This is a genomic window from Dyadobacter sp. 3J3 (assembly GCF_009801115.1).
Taxonomy (GTDB): Bacteria; Bacteroidota; Bacteroidia; order Cytophagales; family Spirosomataceae; genus Dyadobacter.
Window position 1 is genome coordinate 297,940 of the sequence record NZ_VTOL01000005.1, and the last position, 24,991, is coordinate 322,930.

At 40.2% G+C, this 24,991-nt stretch carries 17 protein-coding genes; 6 read left to right on the top strand and 11 right to left on the bottom strand.

Annotated features, from left to right (window positions below):
• Positions 1–71 precede the first annotated feature (71 nt).
• Complete coding sequence (uxuA, locus tag FZF08_RS13115; RefSeq protein WP_159469444.1) at positions 72–1,280, bottom strand: mannonate dehydratase; 1,209 nt, start codon at positions 1,278–1,280, stop codon at positions 72–74.
• A 143-nt stretch (positions 1,281–1,423) separates the two neighbouring features.
• On the opposite strand from uxuA, the gene FZF08_RS13120 reads away from it, so the two are divergent.
• Together FZF08_RS13120 and FZF08_RS13125 are read left to right on the top strand one after the other, a co-directional pair.
• A complete protein-coding gene (locus FZF08_RS13120; protein ID WP_159469446.1) occupies positions 1,424–2,440 on the top strand; it encodes a LacI family DNA-binding transcriptional regulator in 1,017 nt (338 codons plus the stop codon).
• Between the two features lie 182 nt (positions 2,441–2,622).
• Complete coding sequence (locus FZF08_RS13125) at positions 2,623–3,189, top strand: Uma2 family endonuclease (protein WP_159469448.1); 567 nt, start codon at positions 2,623–2,625, stop codon at positions 3,187–3,189.
• A gap of 3 nt (positions 3,190–3,192) precedes the next feature.
• On the opposite strand, the gene FZF08_RS13130 is transcribed toward FZF08_RS13125, so the two are convergent.
• The 5 genes from FZF08_RS13130 to FZF08_RS13150 are packed head-to-tail and all read right to left on the bottom strand — an operon-like array spanning position 3,193 to position 12,183.
• Positions 3,193–4,578: a DUF3748 domain-containing protein gene (locus FZF08_RS13130; protein ID WP_200837075.1), complete on the bottom strand. Its 1,386-nt coding sequence runs from the start codon at positions 4,576–4,578 to the stop codon at positions 3,193–3,195.
• An 8-nt stretch (positions 4,579–4,586) separates the two neighbouring features.
• The gene (locus tag FZF08_RS13135; protein WP_159469450.1) at positions 4,587–6,818 is read right to left on the bottom strand and encodes a hypothetical protein; all 2,232 of its coding nucleotides are present in this window, start codon (positions 6,816–6,818) and stop codon (positions 4,587–4,589) included.
• A gap of 59 nt (positions 6,819–6,877) precedes the next feature.
• A complete protein-coding gene (locus tag FZF08_RS13140; RefSeq protein ID WP_159469451.1) occupies positions 6,878–7,942 on the bottom strand; it encodes a polysaccharide deacetylase family protein in 1,065 nt (354 codons plus the stop codon).
• Between the two features lie 60 nt (positions 7,943–8,002).
• Positions 8,003–10,264, bottom strand: a complete 2,262-nt coding sequence (locus tag FZF08_RS13145; RefSeq protein WP_159469453.1) for a regulator — start codon at positions 10,262–10,264, stop codon at positions 8,003–8,005.
• Positions 10,261–12,183, bottom strand: a complete 1,923-nt coding sequence (locus tag FZF08_RS13150) for a PfkB family carbohydrate kinase (RefSeq protein ID WP_159469455.1) — start codon at positions 12,181–12,183, stop codon at positions 10,261–10,263. Before FZF08_RS13150 ends, FZF08_RS13145 begins: the two co-directional genes overlap by 4 nt.
• A 610-nt stretch (positions 12,184–12,793) precedes the next feature.
• Between FZF08_RS13150 and FZF08_RS13155 the strand changes: the two genes are divergently transcribed.
• Positions 12,794–13,333 carry an RNA polymerase sigma factor gene (locus FZF08_RS13155; protein ID WP_159469457.1) on the top strand — a complete coding sequence of 180 codons (540 nt, stop codon included), beginning with the start codon at positions 12,794–12,796 and terminating at the stop codon, positions 13,331–13,333.
• A 122-nt stretch (positions 13,334–13,455) separates the two neighbouring features.
• On the opposite strand, the gene FZF08_RS13160 is transcribed toward FZF08_RS13155, so the two are convergent.
• Together FZF08_RS13160 and lgt are read right to left on the bottom strand one after the other, a co-directional pair.
• Positions 13,456–14,073 (bottom strand): hypothetical protein, encoded by a 618-nt coding sequence (locus tag FZF08_RS13160; protein ID WP_159469459.1) that lies wholly within the window; start codon positions 14,071–14,073, stop codon positions 13,456–13,458.
• 94 nt (positions 14,074–14,167) lie between these two features.
• Positions 14,168–14,998: a prolipoprotein diacylglyceryl transferase gene (gene lgt / locus FZF08_RS13165; RefSeq protein ID WP_159469462.1), complete on the bottom strand. Its 831-nt coding sequence runs from the start codon at positions 14,996–14,998 to the stop codon at positions 14,168–14,170.
• 50 nt (positions 14,999–15,048) lie between these two features.
• Between lgt and yidD the strand changes: the two genes are divergently transcribed.
• The gene (gene yidD / locus FZF08_RS13170) at positions 15,049–15,258 is read left to right on the top strand and encodes a membrane protein insertion efficiency factor YidD (protein WP_137342320.1); all 210 of its coding nucleotides are present in this window, start codon (positions 15,049–15,051) and stop codon (positions 15,256–15,258) included.
• A gap of 19 nt (positions 15,259–15,277) precedes the next feature.
• On the opposite strand, the gene FZF08_RS13175 is transcribed toward yidD, so the two are convergent.
• Together FZF08_RS13175 and prmC are read right to left on the bottom strand one after the other, a co-directional pair.
• On the bottom strand, positions 15,278–16,231 hold the full coding sequence (locus FZF08_RS13175; RefSeq protein ID WP_159469464.1) for a MoxR family ATPase: 954 nt from the start codon (positions 16,229–16,231) through the stop codon (positions 15,278–15,280).
• A 193-nt stretch (positions 16,232–16,424) separates the two neighbouring features.
• Positions 16,425–17,288, bottom strand: a complete 864-nt coding sequence (gene prmC, locus FZF08_RS13180; protein WP_159469466.1) for a peptide chain release factor N(5)-glutamine methyltransferase — start codon at positions 17,286–17,288, stop codon at positions 16,425–16,427.
• A 93-nt stretch (positions 17,289–17,381) separates the two neighbouring features.
• Between prmC and ribD the strand changes: the two genes are divergently transcribed.
• The gene (ribD, locus tag FZF08_RS13185) at positions 17,382–18,449 is read left to right on the top strand and encodes a bifunctional diaminohydroxyphosphoribosylaminopyrimidine deaminase/5-amino-6-(5-phosphoribosylamino)uracil reductase RibD (RefSeq protein WP_159469468.1); all 1,068 of its coding nucleotides are present in this window, start codon (positions 17,382–17,384) and stop codon (positions 18,447–18,449) included.
• Here ribD and FZF08_RS13190 read toward each other — a convergent pair.
• The gene (locus tag FZF08_RS13190; protein WP_159469760.1) at positions 18,446–19,219 is read right to left on the bottom strand and encodes a shikimate dehydrogenase; all 774 of its coding nucleotides are present in this window, start codon (positions 19,217–19,219) and stop codon (positions 18,446–18,448) included. The genes ribD and FZF08_RS13190 overlap by 4 nt on opposite strands.
• Positions 19,220–19,553: 334 nt before the next feature.
• Here FZF08_RS13190 and FZF08_RS13195 point away from each other — a divergent pair, with 334 nt between their 5' ends.
• Positions 19,554–24,932, top strand: a complete 5,379-nt coding sequence (locus tag FZF08_RS13195) for a S8 family serine peptidase (protein WP_159469470.1) — start codon at positions 19,554–19,556, stop codon at positions 24,930–24,932.
• The last annotated feature ends 59 nt before the right edge of the window (positions 24,933–24,991 follow it).

Genomic DNA, 24,991 nt, shown 5'->3' on the forward strand with positions numbered 1-24,991 from the left:
CAAAAATTTGTAAAATTATAAATTGGTACAACCAGTTAACAATTTCGACGTAACGGGTATAGTTATAATCTTTATATAAGGGATCTATTCAACGATCTTGAAATCCCCATTTCCAATCCTCTCAATTCTGCCAAAGCTTTCAAACGGCCTATGGCTGAGTAACCTGGATATGTCTTTTTATGTAAATCATCCAGCATTTGAAAACCGTGATCCGGGCGCATTGGTAATGCGAAATCAGGATAACCAGCTTCTTTACGTCTTTTTTCTTCTTTCAATAATGCTTTTACAACTTCATACATATCCACATCGCCGTTCAAATGTGGTGCTTCGTGAAAATTTCGGGTTCCTTCTTCACGTTTGGTGGTACGCAGATGCACAAAATGGATTCGGTCGCCAAAACGTTCGATCAATCCGGGAAGATCATTATCTTCTCTCACGCCCAAAGAGCCGGTACAAAAGGTAATGCCATTGGCCCGCACATCGCAAGCGTGCATTAATTGTTCAAAATCGTATTCTGTGCTTACAACACGTGGAAGGCCTAAAAGTGACCTTGGTGGATCGTCCGGGTGAATGCAAAGATTTATGCCCAGTTCCTGCGCCAAAGGTGCTACCTGGGAAATAAAATAATAAAGATTTTTTCTTAACTGGCTGTCATCAATATCCGCATATTGATCCAGTAAACTTTGAAAAACGTTAAGATTAAATGCTTCTTCCGAACCGGGTAATCCTAGCAAAACAGTGTTTGTCAATACCGAAATCTGATAGGACGACATACTCTGAAATTTGCTTTCGGCGGCAATTCTGGTTTCCGGCTCGTAATCCTGTTCTGCGCCGGGTCTTTTTAAAATAAATAAATCGAAAATGGCAAAATCCACCCAAACAAATCTAAGTGTTTTTGAACCTTCCGGCATTTCATAATCCAGGGCAGTACGCGACCAGTCAAGCACCGGCATAAAATTATAGCATACCGTTTTGATACCGAAGGCAGAAAGGTTTTTTAATGATTGTTTATAATTTTCAATATATAAATCTCGGGATGGAAGGCCTTTTTTGATATCCTCGTGTACCGGAAGACTTTCTACAACGGACCATTCCAGCGAAGAATATTGATTATTTTTTTCTTCAATTAATTTTTTGCGATTTTCAATTTCGGACAAAGTCCAAATATCACCAACCGGAATCTGGTGAAGCGCACTGACTACGCCGCTACATCCGGCCTGACGAATATCCATTAAGGAAACGGGATCATTTGGCCCAAACCAGCGCATGGTATGTATCATAGAAGAGCGGATTGAAAAGATTCGGAAATTTTAAAGGTATAAATATCTGAATATTAATTTGCATTGCAACCGATTGCAAAATTTTTTATCACAAAGCATACTTTTGTTGTTATCTTTCAATTTTACAATTATTATCCTCCGCTATGGACCGGGAAATTACCATTTACGATATCGCCAAAATACTTGAAATTTCACCGGCCACGGTCAGCAGAGCGTTGAATGACCATCCGGCGATTAATATTAAAACAAAGCTTTTGATATGTGAGAAGGCAGCAGAGCTGGGTTATCGTTCCAATACTTTTGCAAGTAATTTACGCAGACGAAGTACCAACACGTTAGGAGTAATTGTTCCGCGCTTGAATAGCCATTTTATGTCAGCGGTACTTGCGGGAATGGAGGTGGAAGCAAATGAATCCGGCTACAATCTTTTGATAAGTCAATCGCTGGAATCTGTTAAAAAAGAGATAGCCAACGCCAAAACAATGTTTAATAGCCGTGTGGATGGTTTGTTGGTATCTGTTGCTTATGATACTGATACTTTTGAGCATTTTGAAAGTTTTATAAAAAGGGGAGTTCCAATTCTGTTTTTTGACCGGATTATTGATCATCCAAAATGTAGTGGTGTGGTTATTAACAATGAACTTGCCGGATTTGAAGCGACGTCTCATTTGATAAATCAAGGCTGCAAACGAATCATGCACGTTACCGGGAATCTGAAAAGGAATGTTTACTCAGGACGATTACAAGGTTATCAAAATGCACTTTTTCAGAACGGTTTGACTTTGATGGATGATTTTGTGATGATAACGGATTTGAGCCAGGAAGCTGGAAGATCTGTCGCTCAGAGAATTGATGAAATGGAATTAAAACCGGATGGAATCTTTATTTCAAATGATATTTGTGCGGTAAGCTGTATGAAAGCTTTGACAGAAAAGGGATATAGTATTCCAAATGATATTGGCGTAGTGGGATTTAATAATGATCCGGTTTCACAGGTTATAGAGCCTAATTTAACAACTGTTCATTATCCTGGCCAACAAATGGGGGAAGTGGCTGTTCGGAGTTTAATTAATCATTTGAAGGGTATTGAGTATATTGATGTGTCCAGAACAATTGTCCTGGAATCTGAATTAATTATAAGGAAATCATCTGTAAAATAGTCTTTTTGTTTTGGTTAATTTCTTCAAGTTTCGTATGAAATTTAGCATAGTTTATTCTTAAAATGAATACTATGTTATTCAATTACAAATAATTATGAAACATTTGATTAAAATATAATCAAGAGGAATAATCGTTTACGATTTCAGATTTAAAATGTATTTTTGATAAAAATGAAAATCTTATGGAAGCGGTAGCCGAAAAACTTCACAGCCTGGAAGAGTACTTTAAGTTTTGCGAAACGCACGAAGGACGTTTCGAATTCGTAAACGGAGAAATCACAGAGATGTCGGGAGAATCGGTTACAGCGAATCAGATCGCTGGAAATATTCATAGGTATTTGGGAAGTCTGCTGGAAGATGAGCCTTATGTTTTTATTCAAAATTCTGTCAAATTACAAGTTGAAGAAGGAAAGATTTTTCGAATCCCTGACTTCTTCATTTTCAAAGAAGATGGTAATAAAGAAAAATACGCGACTGAACCACTATTGATTGTCGAGGTAATTTCTAAAAGTACCGAAAAGACTGATCGCACAGTAAAACTTAACGAATACAGATCGATAGCGTCACTACAGTATTATATTATCGTTGAACAGAACAACTGCCTGGCAGAAGTCTATACCCGTGAAGGCGAACGCTGGTATGTTGAATTTTATGAAAAAATGGATGAAACAATTAAGCTCATCCATTTCAACATAACATTACCGCTAGACAGGATTTATAAGAAAATTTCCTTTGAGAAAGAGGTCTGATTTCTATTTTGACGTATAAGATTTTACAAATATCTGCAAAGTCGTCCCCTTACCATTTTCATCTTTCACAGGTCTGTTAAAAGCAAATGTTTTTCCATCAAGCGCCCAGACAATATTGGTCGGAGCCGGTTTTGATGCTGTTGTTAGGGTTTGAAAACGATCTTTAAATGGGGCATTTCCCGTTTGACATAACATTATACTTCCATTGCATACATAACTTAGATGTTTGCCATCCGGATGCCAGCGTACATTCCCTGAAACATCCGATTCATGTTCTGTCAATTGTAAAGGTTTTCCGCCAGTTGGGGACAATAGAAATATTTGTACTATACCTTTTTCATCCTTCGCCAAATAAGCAAGAGAATTTCCATCTGGCGAAGACCGGACAACACCGGAACAGCCTGGAAATTTAGTATTAGCAGTGAAAGTCAATCTTCTTTGGACGGTACCTTTTGGCGGCATTGGAAATTCAGTTTTCGTTCCTTCCAATGGGCCATATTCTCCGGGTTTAGTAATATCATCAGGAATGTCAACCAAAAATACTTCTGGTATAGGCTTGCTATTTTTATCAACGACTGTACCCAGAAATGCTCTTGCGATCTGCATTTTTCCATCGGTGCGACGATAACCATGTGTTCCAACCCAGCTATCACTCACGGCATGGCTGATTTCATCACTGCCCGGTTCGGGCTCAGGTACTACACGAACCACCAGTGCACTGAACCATTCGCCGGAAACATTTTCAGCATTTTTGTCAACGTGAACCGACTTTATTTTTTTTGAAACACCAATCGTTCTGAGATTTTTTTTAACTCCGGTGGCATCTTCCAATGCCTTTAAAATTGCATCATTGTAAGTAAAACCAATCCAACGGCCATCTCCGCTCCATTCGTGACGGTGCGTTCCGCCGCGTAAAGCACCCGGCGTATATGGGTAAGTTACATCCCGCGCATCCACATATATAGGAACGTTAGGTTTTGCATCTTCAATGATTACACCGGTACGACGCCATTGCTGATATGGATTTTCTTTGGTACTATTTTCCAAACCATGAATAAAAACAACCGCTTTTTCCTTTGGACTATAGCTTACGGCACCAGCGCCTGGTCCCCAGGGTCCATTATTTTCAACCTTGAAAAGTACTTTTATTTCTCCCGTTTTCAAGTTGACTTTTTCAATTCGCGGAGATTCAGGAATTCCACCATCGTCCGTGCGGGTATCGTACACAAGCCATTCGTCGTCTGGAGAAAAATTATCATTATTATCCAGATCATGATTATAGGAGAGGTCATGCGTAATCTGTTTTTCTTCGGTTTCCTTTTCCAGTTGAGGAGATGACATGGATAATACTATTAACGTGAGAAATGCGGATAAAAATAAAGAGCTCATATATTCGATTATTTTGCCGGAGCGCTGATTACTCCCAGATATCTTCCCATCCAGTAAGGCAAAAGCCAGATGTCACCGGCACTTTCTTCGGATGTTCCACCCATGCCATTGCGATCCAGATCAAAAGTATTGCTGTTGTGACGTTTTACGGGTTTTTCATCTGGTGGTAAAACTTCCCTGGTTGTTTGTTTCCGGAAATTAGGCTCCATCAGTTCAATATCTTTTCTGTGGCTATTTTTGATTGACCAGTTGATCATGTCCATTGGATATTCCTGCAAGTACCAGACAGCCTCTTTCAAATCAAATTCATCTGTACCAGTTAAGGCGGTGAAAATATTCCAGGCACCGTCCTTTTCCGGTCGCTCTACTTGCCAATGATCCAGGATTTGCTTTTTGTAAGCCGTTTTCAACGTATCATTAAATGGATAGCGATACAATCCCCAGTAACCGATAAAGTACATTTCGTCATCCGAATGGTTCCATCCATCCGACATGTGTTTGGCATGTTCGTCGGCATCCGCAGGCGCTTTTCCGATTTCGCTCATCGGGCGCATCATGTTTTCATAGTAGCCGTATTTATTCATCAATTCGAACGCTTTGGCTTTATATTTTTCTTTTTTGGTAAAATAATAAGCCGTTTGAAGCATCGCAACAATATTGGAAGAATTCAGTTTCCTGTCTCCCACGTTGGTAGGAAAAGAATTTACATATTTAGGATTCCATTTTCCCCACATCGTAGGTTTTCCATCAAAATCGATCAGATACATATCATTTTTAACAATATGAGACATAACTGTATCCAAAAGCATAACGGCTTTTTTCTTCATAGGCTCATCATCGATCAGCTCGGCAATAGCACCAAAGGCGAAAACGTGGCCAATAATTTCATCGCTGCTGGTAGTTGATTTCCAGGTCCATTCCTTTTCAGGAGAAGGCTGCCAGCGATCAGAGTCAGAAAGATTTTCCTTATGTCCGCTTCGCTCAAAAGAGCGCGAAGGAAAACCCGGAACCGGATTTACAGTGTAAAGTCTTTCAATGGCATCCAGTGATTCGCGGCAATTTTGCAACGCAACCGAATCTTTGGTAGCGGCATAACGGAAAATTTCTCCACCCAAATACATCGTAGTCCAAAGTCCGTCATTGTCAGAATCGGACATATATCCCGTGGACAGATTTCCTTTCTCCATACCATCCAGGGAAGCGTTAAATCCATTGCGGATATGTCTCAAACGAACTTGCTCTTCAAAATAAATTGCCTTGTCCTGAAGAGTCATTTCTTTAAATGCAATTTGTCCCAAACCAGTCGTTGTCAATATTAAAACCGAATGCTCAGGACCTTCGGAAATTTGGATTACTTTATTGCCCGGTAGCCAGCGCTCGCCATAATAATAGTCGAATTTGTTATCAGACCGAAGAGCAAATGCACCCTGATCAGATCCAAACCAGATTTTTTCATTCACTTCCTGAACAAATGTGATGTTCGTTACAGGAAGTTTTTTATTAATGGCTCCAATTTGTTTTTTAGCAGCAGCATCAAATTCAATAATTCCGTCCGTTGTACCAATGATCAGTTTTTGATCCTTATTAACAACATCAAAGGAGGTGAAACCGGCACCGTCAAAAACTTTTGACAATGCATTTCCAGAAGATAAAACATATAAAGTTTTCTTGCCAAGAATCCAGAAATTGTCACCCTTTTCCTGATAACGGATCGCTACCGCCTCGTCGTCCGGTAAAACGCCACTGTAAAGATTTTTTGAATCTTTGATCAATTGTAAAGATTTTCCATCCGAAACCAGAAATGTGAAATCCTTTCCGCCTGCAAAAAGCTTAGCTCCGGGTAAGGTATGTTTTGAAAATAATGTTCCGGCCCAGGCATTACTGAAAAGGACTGAATCGCTCAAATACACCAGCTGTTTGTAGTAAATACCCGTTGCGGAAATCTTCTTGGATTTCATAAAACGGTAGGAATTATCAGGTTCTATCGAGCCGTGATACAGGAGTTTTCCATTGAAAGGATGTTGTAATCCCTCCTTTGCAAGAATCTGGATCACTCCGTTTCTGTCTGAATAAGCAGCCAGTAAATTTAGTTTTGTGGTGTCAGAATAATATTTGATGCTGTAATCCTGAACGAAAGGGTTGTCCTGGTGAACAGGCTGCTTCATAGATGATTTGCTGCATGAATAAAAAGTTAAAGCAGCACAAAACAGGAGGAGTGTTAAATAAAAGGGCTTATGCATAGGGTAAAATAAAAGGTTTAAGAATTAGGGTAGGGGGACCGCCATTATTGGTTCTACGACTACTTCACATTTTTCCGTCTTTCAAGCATTTCTTTCCAGGTAGTCAAAATGATTCCTTCGGATTTTATATAAGCTTTCAAATCCGGATCCAGCATCGAAAGCATATCCGCATAACGGGATCCGCCCGAAGCGCTGATGTGTTTGAACGCATCGGTAATATCGCTGCTGTGAACGATCATCATTGCAACACCTGGCTGCATTTTACCGAGCGTTTCTTTAAATTTTGTGGCTTTGTATTTTCCCCATTGTTCGGGAGTAACGTTATTTCCTTCGGGTTTCCATTCGCCGCTGTTTGTGTGTAAATCATCCAAAACAGGCAGACCCGCATTCCAGATTTTTTCACCAACAGCTTTTGATTCTTTTGTAATAGCAGTCTCAGGAAGTTTGGTGCCTTCTTTCCACTTTCCTTCTGCTCTTAATTTTTTGATCACCGGCGCATTCAGACATTCGATAAGTAATTTGTTATTTCCGCCGGGAAACATGACCGGAATTCCATATTCCATCCCGACTTTAATATATCGTTCGAGAAATGGGCCATGGGCAAATAATGTTCCCATGTGTGAATCCAGGTGTGTCGGTTTCAAACCCATTTTCAAGGCTCTTTCAACTTGTGCGCGGATTTCCTGTTCCACCATATCTGCATTTGCATTTTTAACAACCTGTTCTACTTCATGCCACATGCAGCCTTCGTCATCAACCAATCCCGGAGAATGTGCAATTCCGCCCAGCGGAGGCCAGCGATATTCCTGCCATTCGGAAGTGAGCGTAAGGTGCAGACCTGCGTCCATTTTCGGGTTTTTTACGGCATATTTTGTAAAAGCTGCTGCCCAGGGACAAGGCATCATAATACTGCACGAAGTGGCGATACCGTTTTCAATGGATTTAATTGCTCCCTGATTGGACGAATAAGACATACCGGCATCATCCACGTGAAAAATAATAACCTTCGCACCTTTTGGCCAGCCCAGTTTCTCAGCATAGGTCTGGGATGGCTGCGCCTTTACCTCGATAACTTTAAAAGATATCAGGATAAGAAATAGAAATAACGATGCTGTGTTTTTCATGTTTGTTAAAAGTCTGTTGAAGGTATACTACATTTTTAGGGTAAGGGACTAATAAAAAAATCACTTTATCATTCCCAGATACCTCCCCATCCAGTAAGGAAGCTGCCAGAAAACGGGCTCTCTTTCCGTTGAAGGATCGCCTCCGGTAGCTGTCCAGGGATTTTTGTCCCATCGTACGGTCATCCGTATACTTGCAGGTTGTATCACATCAACCTGAATATCTTCCAACACCGGTTTTCTGACAATTTTCAGATCTTCCCTTTTGCTGTGATCAATGTGCCAGTCGACCAGGTCAAGTGGGGTATCAACCAGAAAATCGACCGAGTTTTTTAGCTCCGTTTTTTTATTGGTACTATAACAATAAATGAAATTGATCAACGGGTTGTGATCTCCTTTTCTTTTTTCAAACCAGCGTTCCAAATGGGTTTTGTAAAATGCCAGACGTTCCGGATCCTTTTCACAATGGATAAGAATCGGGTAGAGGTAAGCTTGTAAAACAACGTCGAAATAAATAAACCAGGCAGGATTCTGATTGGTAACTTCCGACATATTTTTAAGGTAATTTTCTTTTTCAATCAGACGGAGATATTCTTTCTGATATTTTTCGTCTTCTGTCATATGATGTGCAAGCAGAAGAAAAGTCAGCATTTCCATGGAATTTTGGTTTCTGTCTGGAAGCCATTCCGGATCACGGTTCAGCTTATTCGGCGACCAGACTGACCATCGTGTTGGTTTTCCATCCACATCCATCAGATCAAGATTGTGTTTCATCAAATAATCAACAATCCGGCCAACATGTTTGGCAATAATTTTCTTTTGACTTTCATCCGCGGCCAGTGTATAATAAAAATAGTAACCGAACATATGTCCACACATTTCATCGCTGCTGGTATCGCCTTTCCAAAGCCATTTTCCATCTTTTGATTTATGCCAACGAACTTCAACCGGTTTGTTACGAGGTTCTTTTACAAGTTCATCCGCCAATTCTTTTTCAGTAAAAATGCGGTTGCCATCGTGTACATTTTTCCAGTCAGCAGGAACTATGGTACGGGCAAAAAATCCATCTGTACCGGTTACTTCCTGTAATAATTTCAAAAAGCCAAAAGCTTTTTTTGCGTTTTCTTTGGCTTCCGGATTTTTAGTGCTCGCATATCTGAAACTTTCCATGGCCAGGTTATTTCCTGTATATTCTCCGTCATTGTCGTCGTCCTCGGGAAGCCAGGAAGTGGTATCGCCCGGGGTGGTGAGATGGCACTGTCCCGCGATCCAGGGAGTACGGATGTGGCGTTTCATCAATACATCATTAAAGAAATCCTGTTTTTGTGCCAAAGTCATTTTCTTCTTTTTGATCGCGCTTACACCTTTTGGCGTCGCAATCCAGGCATTTCCATCGTTGTCAAAAGCAATGTCATTTACCTGATCATCCATCAGCCAGCGTCTGCTGAAACGTAATGAATGCGAGCCATTAGGTTGATAGCGAACAACGCCCGTTTGCGTACCAACCCACATAATACTATCTGGCGCATATTTTACAGAAGTGACATATACAGAAGGAATTCCATTTTCCGGTTGTAAAGTTCTTTCTGCTTCATCCGCATTTAGTATGGTAACGCCTCCCAATCCGCCTGCCCATAATTTTTGGTTCGCATCAAGCGCAAGACCTTTAACATAACCGCTGAGCAATTCTTTTGGTTTGTAAAAGTGCTGTGTTTCTTTTTCAGTCCAATGATACAATCCCACATCGGTTGCAATCCACAAACCATGCGCCTTATCGGAAATTACATCACGAATGGATTTAGGAAGAATTGTTTCTATTTTGACAAATCCTTTTCCCTTGTCAAACCAAAATCCATTTGGTCCCAAGGCATAAAGACCGTCGACAGTTTTACAAATAACAGAAACCGGACCTTTCGGTCCGGTAATCTTTTCTAATTTATTATTTTGAAAACACCAGAGCCCGTTCCAGGTACCAAGCCAGATTGTTTTGTTGTCAGTTGAAACGGCAAAAGAAGGTCCTGATTCACTTTCCGGAAGCATGGAATTCCATGTCGCGGAATCTTTCTTTTTTTGAAAAACGCCCGCCGCCGTAGCAATCCAGACATTTGATTCACCATCGACCGCTATGCTGCGTACGTTATTTGATTCAGGAGAATTGCCAACAGAATAACCTTCATGATATTCCTGCCAAAAAGGTCTATCCTGATAAACAGAATCATCAGAACCACTCTTTTTCCCACAAGAAAAAACAACCAAGCAACCCAAAAACAAAACCCCCGAAACTCGGCGCCAAAACTCCCGAAACCCTGCGTTTAACAAGTTCATGACGCGTAGTCAACGTTTTCCTGGAACAGCAAAGAAATTAATTTTTTATGCTGAGAGAAATCAGGAATAAGCAATTGTGCTCCTGCGCGGACAAGGCGCGGACGTTTTGCCGGATTGTGTCCGAAACGCTGCAATTCATTACTGGTTATCCCGACCGATACACCGCCAGCACGGCGACCTTCGCGGATTTCATCCGGACCGTCACCGAAAACAGCCAGTTCATTTCCTCGCAGATTATTGTCACGAATGATTTTTTCAATAATCATCTTTTTGGAAAACTTAGTATAATCTCTTAAAGCACCATAAATTCCACCATCAAATAAGTGCGCGTAGCCAAGCATTTCGGCTTCATGGCGGACATCTTCCGCATCCGTTCCACTGGCCAGATACATCGTCACGCCGCGTTCTTTTAATTCATAAAGGAAATCCACGGCACCTTTCATTATAAAATCACTTGGGCTTAATTCTCCGGCTTCAAGCTTTTCCATGCGCTTGTTCACCATTCCCATCAGGCCATCATTATAGATTTCTTTATATTGAAACTTATCCAGAATTTCATGTTCCGGGACATAGCCAAATTCACGAACCAGATTAACCAATCCTTCCATTTGGAAAATGGTCTGGATACCGGTTGTTTTCTGGATAAAATCCTTACATTTTTCATGCACTTTGTTAAATGTTGCGGAATCAATGGTATCATACTGACTGCCCAGGATCGATTTCATCATGACGGGTTCCATGATTTCTTCCCATCCCTGGCGCATAGAACTGATTGTTCCGTCGTGATCAAAAACGGCATAGCGAATATGCCCAAGACGCTCCATCACTTCCGGGCCGCAAAGTTCAAATTCCGTTTCCGGGACATATACTGCCTGCCGTTCATTTTCTGCAAGATCGGCGTTGTAGATGTAATCGGGCTCATGGCTGATCTTAATAATTTCTTCTCCTGTTGCAGTTCCAGTGGTATATAATTTCTGAACTGTTACTGCCGCTGCCAGGTTTGCAAACTCGGCAGCTTCGTCAGCCGGAATTCCAGCGGCCAGGCATAAAGTAAGTGCACTGATCGTTGTGTCTCCTGCTCCAACGGTATCCAGCTTCGCTTTTAATTGTAATCCGTGGATTTTGTAAATTCCATTTTCATCAAAAGCCAGAATTCCTCGCTCTCCGGATGTTACAAACACAGGTTTATTTGTTTTATCAAAAACCGCTTTACCATATTTCTTAACATCACCTGCAGGAATTATTTCGTCAGGACTAACCTGAACGCCTGAAAGCGAGGCGATTTCTCGATCATTTGCTTTCAATAAAGTATTTTTAAAACGATCATTGAAATGACGGGAATCCAGCATAACGATTTTATCGCTGTATTTTTCAAAAAGTTCATTAGCACGCTCAATGAACGATTCATTATTAATACTTCCGGTAACCTGCTGGTTGAAAATAACAGCGTCGTATTCGATCAGGGCATTTTCTATCGCTTCCAATATTTTTTCGTCGGTATCAATACTCCGTTCATTGAAAATACCGAAGTCAATTCTTGGTTCTTCCTGCCCGTCGATAAGGCGCTTTAGATAAGTATAGGTATTGAAATTATCTTGTTGTACAAAAAGTGACGTCGTATCTGCACCCAAAGCCTGTAACTGAGCATTTAATTCTCTTCCAAAAATATCATTTCCTATGGCACCAATAACCTTGATTTTGGAGGGATTCAGCGCTGAAAGATTGGCGACAACATTGCCGGCACCACCCGGCGTATAATAGTGGCGGGACACCGCTTGTGTTTTTAGTCCGGTTTCAACTGAAATCTCGGAACCCTGTTCATCGATAATCCAGTAGGAATCCAGGCAATAGTCACCATAAACCGCAATTTTAACAGTCGAAATTTTCTCCAGAATATTTTCAATTCTATTTTGATCCATTGGTCAGGCAGATTGTTATGTTTAGGAATTTAATTTTTTGAATATATTTTAGCACCTACGGGTTATCAATATATACTCAGCATGTAATAGGTTGGACTATCGGGGAGTGACTGATTTTTTACCCGGAGCATTCACATTTAGGAAGTTTATTTTTCTTTTTTATAATCCGGAAAAGGACTAAGAAAAATATTTTTTTAGATTAAAAACTGCCTGATTCTGAGCATTTGTGGCCTTTTTGAGAAATTATTATTACCTAATTATTAAATAAGTCTATTTTGCGCAAAATGAAGATATATTTACGCAAGTTGCGATATCAATTATCGAAACACCCCGTAAATTTATGATCATAATTCTACCTTCTTCATCAATACAAAACATTATAGAAGATTATAATTGCAAAAGATACAATTGTTAATATAGTGTTTCAACATATTTTATTTCACAATGCGCGGTTTTTAGGTTATTAATTAAGTTCAGTTTGTTCGAAATAAAATGAAATATTGAAAATAATATTAATTTGAGAATAAAATTAACGAAAAGCAGAACTTTAAAATAGACCGATTTTAGTTTTAATCCTGACCCAGTTTCCTTGACATAAACTTTTACGAACGTGGCCTATCCTGACGAAAAAACGCTGATCAAAGTAACGCAAGGCGATGAAGCAGCCTTTGCTGAACTTTACAATTATTACAAAATGCCCGCCCTGCGGTTTTCTATCTCGCTTCTGAAAGACGAAGAGGAGGCTGAAAATATGTTGCAGGATGTATTTGTGAAAATTTGGCTGAAGAGAGAGCAGATCAAACCAGACCTGAATTTTAATTCCTATTTGTTTACTTGTCTCAGAAACATGGCGTTTGACCATTTCAAGAAAATTGAGAAAAGTGAATTTCTTCGTAAACAATATATGGAAGCTATGAAGGTTTCTGTGGATGATGAAAAGGAAGAAAAAGAAAGACGTATTTCTTTGGTGCAGACGGCGGTTGATTCCTTGTCTGCGAAAAGAAAACAGATTCTTCGTCTCAATATTGAAGAGGGGAAATCGTATCAGGAAATTGCAGAATTTCTTCTGATTTCAAAAAATACGGTAAAAAACCAGCTTGTCAAGGCTAAACAAATTTTAAGAGAAAAGGTTGATTTTGCTTCTGCCTAGTTTCGTTATTTACTCATCGCTCGAATATTACCTTACCATTATACCCCGATAACTCTACACAAAATTCCTAAACCCGAAAAAGGAGCCGAAAGGCTCCTTTTTTTGTCAATACAAAAATAAATTTATTTCAAACCCGAAAGTTTATCAAGATCGATTGCACCTAAAATGCTTTTCAACTGGTCCACAGAAAGGTTATTTCCATTGACGTTAACAACAAATCTGTCAGCAACGAGCACGTTTAGTTCTCCGGATTTATTTTGGTTATCGTATTTTTCGTATCCTTTATATCCTTCCAGTTTCGTAGTTTTTTCATAACCTGTCGCAGTTTCCTTGTCGATATCAGCCATTGTCCACGCGGCTAATGCCATCGTAGCAACACCCGCTACGCCGCCTGTATCAAATATTTCAACGTGTGCAGATGCATCGCCGTCTCCGCTATACTTTGCCTCAGCTCTGGAAATTGTAAAACCCATCGCTCCGTTTTTTTCGCCGGTTGCTTCGGTTCTGCTCATTCCTTCGGCCTTTTCGGGTAACAATTCTTTCAGTTTGCGAAAATCAACCGGATCAACAGGCTCTTTGTTTTGCATCGTTTTTGCTTTGTCGGCAAACTGCTGCAATGCTTCCACCGCATTAGCGGGTGCTTCTTTTTCCTTTTCTTCCTCTTCTGTTTTTTTGCCACCGCAACCAGAAAGAAAGAGCACGGATGCAAAAGCCAGGGATAAAATAAATCTGTTTTTCATACGAGTAGGTTTATAAAATATTCGGGATAAGTGCAATTTAACAAAAAAACTATTCTGTTTGACAATCACGTAATTGACTACTCATTTCAGTTTATTACCCTATTTTTTGCGGCGCATTTTTTCTGGATTGTATGATGAAATAAAGGCCAAGAATAACGACAGGAATACTAAGAATTTGTCCCATATTCAGGGCGTAATTTGCTTCAAAAGCTTCCTGGTTTTCTTTCAAAAACTCATACAGGAATCTTAACGTAAATATCCAGACGAAGAAAATGCCAAGCAAAAGTCCACGCGGCGTGTTTTCCTTGAATTTATTCCATAAACCCAGTAAAATGAAGAATAAAATAAAGCTGGAGATCGATTCGTATAATTGCGCCGGGTGTCTCGGGATTTGCAAAAACTCGGTATTTTTCATGAAAATGAATCCCCAGGGCAGATCGGTTGGGCGTCCAACAATTTCAGAATTCATCAGGTTTCCAAAACGAATAAATGATCCTGCAAGCGCTACTAAAATAACCATGCGGTCGGATATCCATAAAAATGTTTGTCCTGTGGCTTTTCTGCTTCGTGAATAAAGAAGTAATCCGGCTATAATACCGATGACAGCTCCGTGACTGGCCAGGCCGGCATATGGTGGTAAAATTACTTCCAATGGATTTTTAAACAGCACTTCGGGCTCGTAAAAAAGGAAATGTCCAACTCTTGCGCCAACAACAGTAGAAATTACCATGTACAAAGTCAGTGCATCAATATCTTCAAGCGGTTTTTTTTCTTTTTTGAAGATATGGATCATAATTTGTTGCCCGATTAAAAAACCGGCAGCGAACAGTAGACCATACCAACGAACAGGAAAAGGGCCAAAACCCAAAGTTTGAGGGATTGTAAAGATTTCGGGATTAACGTCCCAAATTATATAGGAAATCATGCGTTTATGATGTTATTTGTCAAAGATAATACTTTACACAACGAAGCAAAATGAAATTTCTACTCATTGGACTGGTACGAATTTATCAAGGTGTGCTATCGCCGTATTTACCCAATTCATGCCGCTATACACCTACCTGTTCACAATATATGATTCAGGCCATTACAAAATATGGTGTTTTGAAAGGTGTTCCGATGGGGCTGAAACGATTTTCGAGATGCCATCCCTGGGGCGGTCACGGACATGATCCTGTGCCCTGAATGATTCAGGATTTAACAATTATCCAATCGCTACTTTTCTCAAAATAGAATCAATAATCGTTGTGGTTTTTACGCCATCCGCTTCTGCTTCATAATTCAGTAAAATCCGGTGGTTCATGATATCAGGGGCCAGCTCTTTAATATCTTCCGGTAAAACGTAATCACGTCCTTCCAGATAAGCCAATGCTTTTGCCGCTCTGTTCAGATAAATCGTTGCGCGGGGAGAAACACCAAACTGAATATAACGGGCTTCGTCACGCAGGCCATAATCCAGTGGCCTGCGGGTAGCAAAAACGAGCTCTATAATGTAACGTTCCAGCGTTTCTGAAATGTTCACATTGTTTACGTTTTCACGGATCGCAAAAAGATCTTCTTTATTTAGGATCGGTTTGATCTTATAGTCGAAATTGATGTTGGACATCCGGCGCATTACTTCCAGTTCTTCCGTTTTATTGAGATAATCTACATAGACTTTCATCATAAAACGGTCAATCTGCGCTTCTGGTAACGGATAAGTTCCTTCCTGTTCAACCGGATTTTGTGTGGCAAGAACTACAAAAGGTCTATCGAGCAAATAAGTCTGATCGCCGATTGTAACCTGTTTTTCCTGCATCGCTTCCAAAAGTGCGGATTGTACCTTTGCAGGAGAACGGTTTACTTCATCAGCAAGAATAATATTGGAAAAAATCGGTCCTTTTTTTACTTCGTAATCCCCAATTTTTGGTTTGTAGATCATCGTGCCAATCAAATCGGCCGGTAATAAATCGGGAGTAAACTGTATACGGCGAAAATCCAGTTGCAGAACTTTTGCCATCACGTTAATCGTCAGCGTTTTGGCTAGTCCGGGAACACCTTCCAGAAGAATATGTCCGCCGGTAAAAAGTCCGATTAGTAATCTGTTGAGCAGCCTGTCCTGCCCAACCACTACTTTTTTCATTTCGTCAAGTACTTCTTTTACTTTTTCTAAATACATGTAGTGTTTATTTTACCACGGATTGTCCCGGGTTTAGCAAAGAAATTTTGTTATTGACAATTAGTTGATAATCATATTTCACCCCTTCGGGGTTTATTGGTCGGTAGGCGAATATCTGGCTATAATAATGTCATCCCTTCGGGATTAAATTCGGACAAACAAATTATATCAAAAATCAACTTTGACCTTTAAATTATTTATCCCAAACCGCACGCACAAACCTGTCTTTTCCGTGAATGTCACGAAGGATTTCTACCTGCTTATAATTTCTTTCTTCAAAAACCTCTTTTGTGCCTGCACCAAAATGTTCGTTGATTTCAACATAACATTTTCCGCCGGTTTTAAGATGATGAATTCCAAAATCAGCGATGGCTTTATAGAATAATTGCGGATCGCTGTCTTCTACAAAAAGTGCTTCATGCGGTTCAAAACGCAATACATTCGGGCGCATGGTCTCTGCTTCCGAATACGTTACGTAAGGCGGATTACTAACGAGACAGTCAAATTTGATGATATTTCCAGGCAATGGGAATGTTACATTAAGCATATCCTGTTTGGCAAACTGCACATCTGCAATGAGTTGTCTTGCATTTTCACGCGCCACAGAAAGTGCTTCATCCGAAACATCCCAGGCATGAACGGTAACATGTGGAAGAAAACGGGCCAGAACAATCGCGATACAGCCGCTGCCGGTACCAATGTCCAAAATAGAAACATCTTTATCAGGTTCGGCATAATCGCGCGTTACCATTTGTACAAGTTCTTCTGTTTCCGGACGAGGTATCAAAACGGATGAAGAAACGCGGAATTCAAGCCCGCAAAATTCTGTTGATCCTATGATATGCTGAACGGGTTCATTGTTATTTAATCGTCCAATAATTCCTTCCCAGTCTGGCTGCGCGGTATTTTCAGGAACAGGGCGGTCAACGAGCACATCTATGTTTCGCAACCGCATATAATGTTCCAGAAGCATGAACGCTATGGCCTGGGTTTCCTTGGGCGGATAAACTTTAATTCCACTAACAATATGTTGATATAATTGACGAGCCGAAGTCATTTTTAGTTGATTTTTTATTCTGATGTCGGAAAGTTAGCAAATTATAAGAACTCACGAAAGTTGAGTTTGAAACGAGGTTTGTATTTTTGTCAAATGAACGAGGATATCAAGTGGATGCAGCGGGCATTATTGCTTGCAGAATATGGTCGCGGAAGTGTGAGCCCTAACCCAATGGTTGGTTGTGTGATTGTGCATAATGACCAGATTATCGGAGAAGGCTGGCACCGGCATTATGGCGGCCCTCATGCGGAAGTGCGCGCCGTTGAGGACGTGATCAAAAGAAATAATGAACATCTGTTTCCCGAAGCTACGGCATACGTCACGTTGGAACCTTGTTCACACACAGGTAAAACGCCTCCTTGCGCCGATTTATTGGTAAGTAAAAATATCAAAAAAGTAGTTATCTGTAACGGTGACCCTAATCCGTTGGTTTCTGGCAGGGGAATTGAACTTTTACGTTCTGTGGGAATTGAAGTAGTTTGTGATGTATTAATTGATGAAGGATTAGTGCTAAATAGGCGGTTTTTTACAAGTTTTATAAAAAAGCGTCCATATGTCATCTTGAAATGGGCTGAAACAGCGGATGGATTTCTTGCTGGAAAAAACGGAAAACCGATACAAATCAGCGGTGAATTTTCCGGTATGCGTGTGCATAAATGGAGATCAGAAGAGGATGCAATTTTGATTGGACATAATACGGCGATAAATGATAATCCGAAATTAAATGTCCGCAATTGGGCGGGAAGGAATCCGGTAAGAATTGTTCTGGACAGAAATCTTCAACTTCAAGAATCTTTAAATTTATTCGATAACTTACAACCAACTATTGTGGTTAATTATGGTAAAGAAACCGAACCTGCTAAAATTCCGGAAAGGTATTCAGAAAATTTTGGCACTACCTTTTTGAAAATAAATCAGGATGAAAATGAAATAGAAGAAATTCTGCACAAGCTTCACAAGCGCGGAATTCAATCGATCATCGTAGAAGGTGGAGCAAAAGTCTTGACCTCGTTTTTGGACTCAGGTTTGTGGGATGAAATTAGAAGATGCCAGAGTTTGAAAACAATCGGCAGCGGAATTAAAGCTCCACTGCCGATTGGAATATTGACAAAGTCCGAAAAAGTTCAGGATGATTTGTGGAGTTATTATTCGAATTCCTAAATACTCCACATTTCCTCTTCCGAAGTCCAGATATCCCATGATTTTTCTGCCTGCATTTCCAACATCTTTAATCCGTTGTGAACGGCAGCTCCCTGAGCGGTGCCGTTTTTCATGAAAAGTGTTGTAGTAGGGTTGTAGACTAAATCGTATAAGAAATGGCCTTTTGAAATAAACTGGTAGGGTATATCCGGGCAAGTTTCCGTGTTTGGGAAAGTTCCCAGTGGTGTAGTATTAATAATAAGAAGATGACTTTCAATAATCTCCTGAGTTAACTCTTCATACGCAATGGAATCGGCGTTTTTTTGTCTTGATACTACCACATATTCTGTTTTCATATCTTCCAAAGCTGTTTTTACAGCTTGAGCTGCACCGCCATTTCCTAACACGAGCGCCTTAAAGTTGCAGCAAGCTTCCCCGCGGCGGTCCATCCATTCGGATATGGATTGTCTGAATCCGTAATAATCTGTATTGTAGCCTTTTGTGCTTCCGTCTGCAAAAATTTTTATCGTGTTTACTGCACCAATTCGCTCCGCAGAAGCGTCATCTAAATCATCTAAAAATGGTATTACATCTTGTTTGTAAGGAATTGTAACATTCAAACCTTTTAGTTCAGGGTGTCTTTTTAGTAATGCTGAAAGGTTTTCAAGCTTTGGCATTTCATAAAGATCATAGCTGGAATTCAAAATTCCTTCACGTACAAATTTTTCGGAGAAATAACGCTTGGAAAAAGAATGTGTAAGGGGGAAACCTATTAAACCATATAAATCCATAAGTACAGAATTAGGGATCATAAACGCTGTATAGGGTGAACGGCAGCAGTTTATGAGGTGAAAAACGAATTGTTTTATGAAATATTCTCTGTTAGAGACAACGAAGTTACTCCACTCTTTCATGAATAACAAAAACACGTTTCGGCGGTAAGAGATCTGATTTAAATAGAAAATACATTTTAAACATAGAATTTATTTAAAGGTTGTTTTTAGTTGACAAATTTTTGTAATAAAAAAATATTGTCCAGATATTGTATCTAACTAATTTTTAATTATTATTAGAAGTAATTATCGTAAACCAGCTTAAATACTTCTACTTTAAAAATTAACAATATTGAAAAAATTCTACATACTTGCTACATTGGTTATTCTGGTCTCTAATGTTGCATTTGCACAATACCGGCTTTTATTAAGGAATGAATCATTCACTCCCGAGAAAAATATTTCTGTAACTGGTGTTGCTGAATTGAATCGGAAAATGATTTCGCTTAACAGAAAGTCTTTCGTTATTATACAATTTGAAGGAATACCAACAGAAGCGGAAACCCGGGAATTAAAAGAAAATGGTATACAGCTGCTAGACTACATACCTAATAATGCTTACACCGCTACTACAACGGGTACTATTTCTGCCTCTGCCTTACTGCGTGTAAAGGCAAGATCGGTCATCGAATTAACGGCAAGACAGAAAATGCAGGTTTCCCTTGCCAATGGGAATTTTCCGGCTCATGCAGTCAAAGTAGGGGGCACAATTGATGTTTGGGTAAGTTTTCCTAAAACATTTTCCTTTCAGGAAGTTTCAGATGAATTAAGAAATAAAAGCTTTTCCATTACTTCGGATCTTTTCAAGAATTACGGAGTTCTGGAATTACGTATACCGGTAGGCCGTGTTGGGGAGCTGGCTTTGCTACCGTTTGTTCAATATATTCAGGCGGCTCCAAAAGAAGATACACCTGTAAATGACCATAGTACTGTTAACGCACGAGCAAATGTATTAGGCTCTTCGATGTCAGGAAATCGTAATTTACATGGGGAAGGTGTCGTAATCGGAATTGGAGATAATTCAGATCCACTTTTACATGTAGATTTTACAAACCGGATTATTAACAGGGAAGCTGTCGAAGTAAGTGGCTCGCATGGTTTGCACGTAATGGGAACGCTGGGCGGAGCAGGTATTATTGATGAAAGATATAAGGGATACGCTCCCAAAGCAACGATTCTGGCTCATTATTTTTCTAATATTCTGGCCTGTTTGCCTACTTATGTCAAAGATTATGGCATGGTCGTTACCAACAATTCTTACGGGAATGATGTTACGAGTTGTGAATCATTTGGCACTTACGACTTGTATTCTCAGATATTAGATCAGCAGGCTTTTCAGATGCCCTATTTGCAAAACGTGTTTGCGGCGGGTAACAGCGGAGCAACTGAATGCAGTCCTTTTCCGGGCGGTTTTGGAAATATTCTGGGAGGATATCAAAGTGCAAAAAATATAATTAGTGTAGGTAACACAACGATAGATGGAAATCTTTCGGGAAGTTCTAGCAGAGGTCCGGCAAAGGATGGCCGTATTAAACCAGAAATTGTAGCACAAGGAACAAATATTACGTCGACAATTCCAACCAATTTATATGGAACTTCATCCGGAACAAGCATGGCGACGCCAGCGGTGACCGGGAGTGCAGCCTTGCTGTATCAACAATACAAAAAGCTAAATAGCGGTGCAACACCGAAAAGTGCATTGATTAAAGCACTCATTTGTAATGGAGGAATGGATAAGGGAAATGCCGGACCGGATTATAAATATGGTTTTGGCTGGCTAAATCTCCTGCGCTCTGTGAAAATGATGGAAAGTAAAAGTTTTGTGAACGATTCTCTCACCAATGGATCTTCCAAAACCCACGTTATTCAGATACCTGAAAATACTGCGCAGCTAAAAGTAATGTTGTATTGGAATGATCCTGCCGCGGCTATTCTTTCGAGCCAGACATTGGTAAATGACCTTGATCTTGAAGTTGCCGATGCATCTTCGGTAAAAACCTTGCCAAAACTTTTGGATGCGGCTCCGGCAAATGTAGATAATCCGGCAACCACGGGTGCTGATCACATCAACAACATTGAACAGGTCGTGATTGACAAACCAACGGCTGGAAATTATACGATAACAATTAAAGGAACTGCAATCAACCAGAATCCGAGACAGGAATATTTTGTCGTTTATGATGCCGTTCCAATTGAGACTACTATAACGTATCCGATTGGTAATGAGCATGTGAAAGATGGTGATGTCATGTACATCAACTGGGATTCTTTCGGGAATGAATCAAACGGATTTTCAGTTCAGTATTCTGTTGATAATGGTTCGAACTGGATTGATATTAACACGGCTGTTGATCCGGGTATTAGTCAGTTGGCCTGGACAATTCCAGCCGTAACTACGACCCAGGCGAAAGTGAAAATTACGAAAAATGGTACAAATCAGGTTAGTATCAGCGAAGCTTTCACCATTGTTGGCGTTCCCGTACCGGTATTAAGTCCGGTTCAATGTGAGGGATACATTGCCATGAACTGGGATGCGGTTCCGGGTGCTACGGATTATGAGGTTATGATGCTGCAAGGTGATGAAATGGTTGCTATTGGAACAACAACGGGTAATAATTATACTTTTAGCGGTTTATCAAAAGATCAGACGTATTGGGTAACGGTCAGAGCGCGTTTGAATGGAAATCCAGGAAGAAGAGGAGTTGCCTTATCAAGAAAACCGGATAGCGGAACATGCGCAGGAACGATGTCAGATAACGATTTGAAAATTGACGCCATTATTTCTCCGGCATCTTCCGGGAGAAAACTTACGTCTACCGAATTGTCGGCCGCGGCAAGCATTAAAGTCAGAATAAAAAATCTGGACGATGCCAGTAGCAACGGAAATTTTACTATCAGTTATTATTTGGATAATAATCTTGTAAGAGAGCAGAATATTTCGCCTGCTATCGCCGCAGGAGGTACTTATGACCATACTTTTGATGTAACTGCTGATCTTTCGAATGTTAAATCTTACGTATTGAAAGTGATCGTAAATAAAGCGGGTGATGCCATTACTGCTAATAATTCCATTACCAAAACATTTGTCCAGTTGAGCAATGCCAATGTAGCCATGCCATTTATGGACGACATGGAAACATTACCGCAACAGGAATATTTTTCCAGACAAATGGGTTTGTCTGGTGCTGATCGTTACGATTTTACCGGAAGTACGGCTTCCGGTCGGATACGTACTTTTGTGAATTCCGGCGTTGCTTTTTCTGGTAACAGGGCGCTGACATTGGATACGGATCGTTACATGGCTGATGGAAATACAAATTATCTGGATGCTACTTTCAATTTGTCGGCTTTCAACGCCGCGTCAGATGACATCCGAATGAATTTCAGATACAAAAATCACGGAGAGGCCAGCAGTGCAGATAATAAAGTTTGGATTAGAGGAAAAGATACCGACGCCTGGATTGAAGTATATAATCTTTTTAGCAATCAGAGCGGTGTTACCGAAACGGCCAAATTATCAGCGGATATTGAAATTAGTCACATTCTCGCAGCAAACGGTAAAGCATTTTCCCCAAGTTTCCAGATCCGCTGGGGACAGTTTGGCAAACTTCTGGTTTCTGATGTATACAATGGAGCCGGATATAGTTTTGATAATATTCAACTGTTCCAGGTCTCAAATGATGCGCAGTTGGTAAGCCTGAACAATCCCGTTGGCGGCTGTGGAATGGGAAATTCCGAGCTTGTTAAAGTTACCGTCCGTAATAATTCTGCCAATAATCTTTCACAAATTCCTGTGAAATTCCAGATTGATAACGGCGCCATTATTACAGAAACAATTGCTTCATTAAATGCAAAAGCCAGTGTGGATTACACTTTCCAGGCGACGGCGAATTTGTCTGGGCCCGGTCCGCATACTGTAAAAGTATGGACGGATTTAGCATCAGATTCGAACAGATCAAATGATGTGGTAATGACAGATATGTACAATTCACCTGTTATTTCTTCTTTCCCCTATCTGGAAGATTTTGAAAAAGGAAGCGGATATTGGTATACCAGCGGAACCAATGTTTCTCTGGCCTATGGCACACCGTCGTCTCCCAAAGTAAGTAGTGCTGCCAGTGGAACAAAAGCCTGGAAAACAGGTTTGGCCGGAACTTATAAAGTAAACGAAACATCGTATTTGTACTCACCGTGTCTGGATGTTCGTGGAATGGTTGCACCCACTTTGAGTTTCAATGTGGCACTTGATTTTGAAGATTGTGGAAAAGCGGCCTGCGATTTTGCCTTCATGGAATATTCAACAGATGGAATTACCTGGCTACGCCTTGGTGCAAACAATATCGGGACAAACTGGTATAACAAAACTTACACAAATAATAACGCCTGGAGTATACAGGATTATACCCGCTGGCATGTTGCAACCATTGCTTTACCAGCAGGTAGTGCCAATTTGCGCCTGCGCTTTGCAGTGAAAAGCGATGGAGATATTACCCGGGAAGGAATTGCGATTGACGATATTCACATTTACGATAATCGTAATGCTATTTATGACGGGTCAAGTATGTCTGTGGCCGCAACAAGTTCAGCTGGGGAAAAACAGTGGGTTAATTATACTTCCAACGGAGCTTTAATTGCGTCGGTTTTCGCTAATAATCAAAATCTTGGCGCAACGGATGTAAGGGTATATATCAATTCAGGATCCATTCGTAATACTAATTCTCAGTATTACGGAAGTAGAAATATTACCATCAAACCTGCTAATTACTTGCTTTCTGATTCCGTATCGGTACGTTTTTACTTTCTTGATACGGAAATAGAAAAGCTGATCGCTGCGACGGGTTGTGCTAATTGTGGAAAACCAGCCTCCGCAATGGAGCTCGGTATTTCAAAATACAGCGACCCTAACGATGCCAATGAAGATGGTAATGTGGCCAATAATACGAGTCCCGGCTGGCTATTTATCAATGCTCCACAAGTAAGAAAAGTGCCTTTTGATAAAGGTTATTATGCCGAGTTTAGGGTTAAAAACCTATCGGAATTCTGGCTTAGTAAGGGAGCTATGAGTGCAATTGCTGCACCGTTACCTGTTGAATTATTAAGTTTTACAGCAAGAAAAAAAGACGGTATCGATCCTTCTCTGGATGTGATAACCGACTGGGTAACAACGTCAGAAGTTAATTTCAGTCATTTTGAACTTGAAGTTGCCAAAGGAAATGATGCTTTAAAATTGGGTCAGTTTACAAAGTTGGGTGATGTTTTAGCAGACGGAAATCCCAAATCAGGCCAGCATTATTCTTTTGTTGACTATGAAGCTAATAAATCAGACGTCAGATATTACCGTTTAAAAATGGTTGATCTGGATGAAACCTTTCAGTATTCAAAAGTGGTCTCTGTGGTGATTGAAAATAAAATTGAATGGCAAATTTACCCGAATCCTTCTAAAGACATTTTTAACATCTTATATCAGGCCAATGTCGGCGAGCAGGTTTCTGTTAATGTCATTGATTTGACAGGAAGATATTCATCTCAAAACAATTTAGCTGCAAACGGGTCCATTCAAAAGCATCAGATAAATCTGGGATCCGCGCAGTTTTCGCCCGGATTATATCTCGTTGAAGTTGTTGCAGGAAAGAAAAAAGAAGTATTCAGGGTAATGAAGTCTTCAAACTAAAACTAAAAAACGCACAAGCTACTAAAATAGGCTTGTGCGTTTTTTATAATTCAGGGCAC

Excerpts from the sequence above, each read along its gene's own strand:
- uxuA (WP_159469444.1), bottom strand. The coding sequence starts at position 1,280 with ATGATACATACCATGCGCTGGTTTGGGCCAAATGATCCCGTTTCCTTA.
- FZF08_RS13120 (WP_159469446.1), top strand. The coding sequence starts at position 1,424 with ATGGACCGGGAAATTACCATTTACGATATCGCCAAAATACTTGAAATT.
- FZF08_RS13125 (WP_159469448.1), top strand. The coding sequence starts at position 2,623 with ATGGAAGCGGTAGCCGAAAAACTTCACAGCCTGGAAGAGTACTTTAAG.
- FZF08_RS13130 (WP_200837075.1), bottom strand. The coding sequence starts at position 4,578 with ATGAGCTCTTTATTTTTATCCGCATTTCTCACGTTAATAGTATTATCC.
- FZF08_RS13135 (WP_159469450.1), bottom strand. The coding sequence starts at position 6,818 with ATGCATAAGCCCTTTTATTTAACACTCCTCCTGTTTTGTGCTGCTTTA.
- FZF08_RS13140 (WP_159469451.1), bottom strand. The coding sequence starts at position 7,942 with ATGAAAAACACAGCATCGTTATTTCTATTTCTTATCCTGATATCTTTT.
- FZF08_RS13145 (WP_159469453.1), bottom strand. The coding sequence starts at position 10,264 with ATGAACTTGTTAAACGCAGGGTTTCGGGAGTTTTGGCGCCGAGTTTCG.
- FZF08_RS13150 (WP_159469455.1), bottom strand. The coding sequence starts at position 12,183 with ATGGATCAAAATAGAATTGAAAATATTCTGGAGAAAATTTCGACTGTT.
- FZF08_RS13160 (WP_159469459.1), bottom strand. The coding sequence starts at position 14,073 with ATGAAAAACAGATTTATTTTATCCCTGGCTTTTGCATCCGTGCTCTTT.
- lgt (WP_159469462.1), bottom strand. The coding sequence starts at position 14,998 with ATGATTTCCTATATAATTTGGGACGTTAATCCCGAAATCTTTACAATC.
- yidD (WP_137342320.1), top strand. The coding sequence starts at position 15,049 with ATGAAATTTCTACTCATTGGACTGGTACGAATTTATCAAGGTGTGCTA.
- FZF08_RS13175 (WP_159469464.1), bottom strand. The coding sequence starts at position 16,231 with ATGTATTTAGAAAAAGTAAAAGAAGTACTTGACGAAATGAAAAAAGTA.
- prmC (WP_159469466.1), bottom strand. The coding sequence starts at position 17,288 with ATGACTTCGGCTCGTCAATTATATCAACATATTGTTAGTGGAATTAAA.
- ribD (WP_159469468.1), top strand. The coding sequence starts at position 17,382 with ATGAACGAGGATATCAAGTGGATGCAGCGGGCATTATTGCTTGCAGAA.
- FZF08_RS13190 (WP_159469760.1), bottom strand. The coding sequence starts at position 19,219 with ATGGATTTATATGGTTTAATAGGTTTCCCCCTTACACATTCTTTTTCC.